General features: G+C 53.6%; 4 protein-coding genes. 1 reads left to right on the plus strand and 3 read right to left on the minus strand.

The genetic code is table 11. The features are described from left to right. Positions 1-130: 130 nt before the first annotated feature. Together D6783_00865 and D6783_00870 are read right to left on the minus strand one after the other, a co-directional pair. Positions 131-847 carry an alanyl-tRNA editing protein gene (locus tag D6783_00865; GenBank protein ID RME53781.1) on the minus strand — a complete coding sequence of 239 codons (717 nt, stop codon included), beginning with the start codon at positions 845-847 and terminating at the stop codon, positions 131-133. Between the two features lie 42 nt (positions 848-889). Beyond that, on the minus strand, positions 890-2053 hold the full coding sequence (locus tag D6783_00870; GenBank protein RME53782.1) for an endonuclease III: 1164 nt from the start codon (positions 2051-2053) through the stop codon (positions 890-892). Here D6783_00870 and D6783_00875 point away from each other — a divergent pair. Next, positions 1637-2407 carry a hypothetical protein gene (locus tag D6783_00875; protein ID RME53784.1) on the plus strand — a complete coding sequence of 257 codons (771 nt, stop codon included), beginning with the start codon at positions 1637-1639 and terminating at the stop codon, positions 2405-2407. The two genes, D6783_00870 and D6783_00875, sit on opposite strands and share 417 nt — an antisense overlap. Before the next feature lie 143 nt (positions 2408-2550). Here the strand turns inward: D6783_00875 and D6783_00880 are convergent, their stop codons facing one another. Then, on the minus strand, positions 2551-3276 hold the full coding sequence (locus D6783_00880; GenBank protein RME53783.1) for a hypothetical protein: 726 nt from the start codon (positions 3274-3276) through the stop codon (positions 2551-2553). Between the last annotated feature and the right edge of the window lie 13 nt (positions 3277-3289).

Below are 3289 nucleotides of genomic sequence, written 5' to 3' on the forward strand. Positions count from 1 at the left end.
CAAGAAAACACGCTGTGCATAAAAAACACCAGCACATAACCTCACCCCTATAGCTCCCCCGCACGCTTCATGTTTCTCGGAGCAACAACACCTGGCATCATCGCAGCGTATGCACCTGGCTTATGCGCACCTACTCGGCTAAAGAGAAGTACAGTCTTCTGTTCTGTTTTCCTTTGTTTTGCGCCTTGATGAAAACAATCGTGCCGACGTCTTTGAGGTCTTGGACGTGCGTCCCGCCGCAGACTTGGACATCTACGTCGCCAATCTTCACAATGTGAAGTTGTTCAATACCTTCAGGAAGGCCTTTTGCTAGCTTTGACCAGGCGGGGTTTTTGCAGGCGTCGCTTCTTGCCACGACGGAGACGTGGACAGGAATGGCTTTCCTGGTCAGCTCATTTGCCTTGGCGACTGCGGAAACAAGAAGGTCGGGGGAGAATTCTTCTAGAGAAAAGTCGATCCTGCTCTGGTCTTCGCCCAGTTGATTTCCGGTTATGCGCGCTCCTGTTTCTTTTGCAAGGATACTGGAGAGCACGTGTGCTGCGGTGTGCATCCTCATAAGGCGCCAGCGGCGCTTCCAGTTGAGCTCGCAGCGTACGCGCTGCCCGGGCTCGAGCCCTGGCCGGTCTACTTGGTGAGATATGGTGTGTGGCAGTTTCTTGACGAAAACCACGGAGAACGAGTCTCCAGACTCGGTGGTGATCGTGCCTTCATCGTGCGGTTGGCCCCCGCCGACGGGGTAAAACGCGGTTTTGTCGAGGGTGATGTACACGCCTTCATCCACGCCCTGCACGACTGCTTCAAAGGTTTTGATGAACCGATCTTTCCTGAAGAGTTCTTCGACCGCCATCGTTGTGAAGGAGGGTGTTGTGATTGATGTTAAAAAGATTTTTTATTGGTTCTCGTGTCTGCTCTTGCTTCTTTTTTTCCTTTGTTCGTGGCGGGTTGGTACGCCTACGCGCTTGCATGCCGAACGAACCGGGCATTCTTTGCAAGAAGGGGTGATGGGTTTGCAAATGGTTTTTCCATGGATGACGAAGAGGTCGTTGAGATTTTTCCAGTACTTGCGAGGAACGCATTTCATGAGTTCTTGTTCTGTTTGGTTGGGGTTTTTTGTGGCCACCCATCCGAGACGGTTGCTGATGCGATGCACGTGCGTGTCAACCGGAATGCACGTGTTCTTTCCGAACGCGTAAACTAAGACGCATCCTGCCACTTTTCTCCCCACACCAGGGAGCGAGGTGAGGTCGTGCATGGTTTGTGGAACGGCGCCGCCAAACGTCGTGATAATGATGTTCGCGATGGCTTGGATGTTTTTCGCCTTTTGTCTGAAAAAGCCTGTTGGCTTGATTATTGCCTCTATATCTTGGAGAGGGGCCGATGCGAGTGCTTGCGGTGTTGGGTAGCGGGAAAGCAGCTCTCTTGCAACGACTTCTGTTGATTCGTCTCTGTTGCGAACGCTCAGGACGGTTGAGATGAGCATGAAAAACGCGTCTTTCCTTTGCGATTGGAAGGCGTCAAGCATTGTTCGTTGCTGCTTGCCCGGCTGTTTTGCTTGTTCTCTTTTTTGTTTCTTGAGCGTCTCAATGACGAAAGAGACCGTTTTCTTGCTGGGGGGTTTTACCGGGGGAGGAACGGCATGGCTCGGGCGTGTTTTCCTTCTGTTCTTGCTTGTCTTTTGCAGTTTGCGCTCGGCCATACGAACCAAGGAGTTGCAGGTTTTTTTTATGCTCTTGCTTTTTTGTTGCGCTTTTTGTTCTCGCACGTATTCACTCCTCGCCCCCTCCTTTCTTCGTTCGCGGTAACACGTTCCGCGTCCTGCTCTGCAACGACCCTTCAACACTGCAGCACGTCTTTCTTCGTGTTTGCGCTTCATCTCCTGCCAGCTCCGCCGTCGCCCGCCCTTGCCGTCGTAGGAACTGTTCTTCTGGGAAATATTCTTATACGCGCGCTTCCTTCTCAGAAAGCAATGGGCTTGCGAAGTGCAGCGTGGAAGGCGCTCGGGTGGGCGTTGGGGCTTGATCGGTTTTTCTTTGAGCGAGTCGTGGTGAGACAATCGGTCGTTGATGGTGTTTGCGAGCTAGCGAAGACCGCCCACCCCAAAGAGTTCGTTGTGTTTCTTGACGGGCGCGTCGTGAAAGGGACGCTCTGGGTTGAGCGTCTGCTGTACCAGACGTATACTGCGTCGAGGAACGCAACACATTTTTCTCTTGACCTTCCTCCCGCGTATCCCATCATTGGCACCATTCACAGCCACCCTGGTTTTTCGAACAGGCCGAGCAGGGCTGACCTTGCGTTGTTTCAAAAGCACGGAATGGTGCACGGGATTATTAAGCGGCCGTATGAGGAGGAGGACCTTTGTTTTTATGACAAGAAAGGGTCGCTGCTTTCCTGGACGGTGAAGCGGTGAGTGCTGGCGAGTGAGTAGTGCCCTGGGCAAGCGCTTTTCGGGGCGTGCTTCTTCCTTTCTTCTGCGCTTTCCTCCTTCACCCTGTGCCTTCGGAGAGGGTTGCAACAGTGTTCTCCTGGGCGTTGTTCGTTTTTGGTTGTTCCCTAGAGTTGGCGTTTTACGGCGCGAAGGATTCTCCTTGCCAGTTCGAATTCTTGCTTTGCGTAGCCCGCTACGGTTATCTTGCTCTCAAGACGTGTCGTTCGCTTGGCAAGGATGAGGAGGAGGAGTTTTACAATGAGCGGTCTGCGTGAGTGCTGGAGGGAGAGGAATAGTTCTTCATTGGTGTATGCTGGCGGGAGGTTGGTAAGTTTTGAGAAAAACGTTCGCAACGCGCTCATGCCGTCGTTTCTTGAAAGTGTGGCCTTGCTCAGGGTCGCGATGGTTGTTTCGGCTTGGGGGTGTGGTGTTGACCGAAGGAAGAAGAGCCCGCGAAGCTTGGCGAAGAAGAGGAGTATGCGAATGATGAACGGTTTGTTGAGGAGGAAGGTAAGATGCTTGTCGTACGTTGCGAGTTGGACGAGTTCTGAGTGTTGCGCGGCGTTCCAGAACAGGATTGCCAGCAGAATTGCTATTGCGAGGAAGAAGAGGATGGTGGTGAAGAGGTAGTGTTTGAGGAAGTCGAGGAGGTTGCATGGGCGGCACGGGCCGCCGCAGTCGGTATAGTGCTCTCCTTGGTTGAGGGTGTTGTCGTAGCAGCTCGCGCACGGGCTGCAGGGGCCGCCACAATCCACACCCTCCTCGCCTTGATTGCGAACGCCGTCCGTGCACGACGGGCACGGCTCGCACGGGCCGCCACAATCCACACCCTCCTCCTTTCCGTTATGCACGTTGTCGGTGCAG

This window comes from Candidatus Woesearchaeota archaeon, assembly GCA_003694805.1.
Taxonomy (GTDB): domain Archaea; phylum Nanobdellota; class Nanobdellia; order Woesearchaeales; family J110; genus J110.

Bases quoted from the DNA above. Each gene is read 5' to 3' on its own strand.
- D6783_00865 (RME53781.1), bottom strand. From the start codon at position 847: ATGGCGGTCGAAGAACTCTTCAGGAAAGATCGGTTCATCAAAACCTTT.
- D6783_00875 (RME53784.1), top strand. From the start codon at position 1,637: ATGGCTCGGGCGTGTTTTCCTTCTGTTCTTGCTTGTCTTTTGCAGTTT.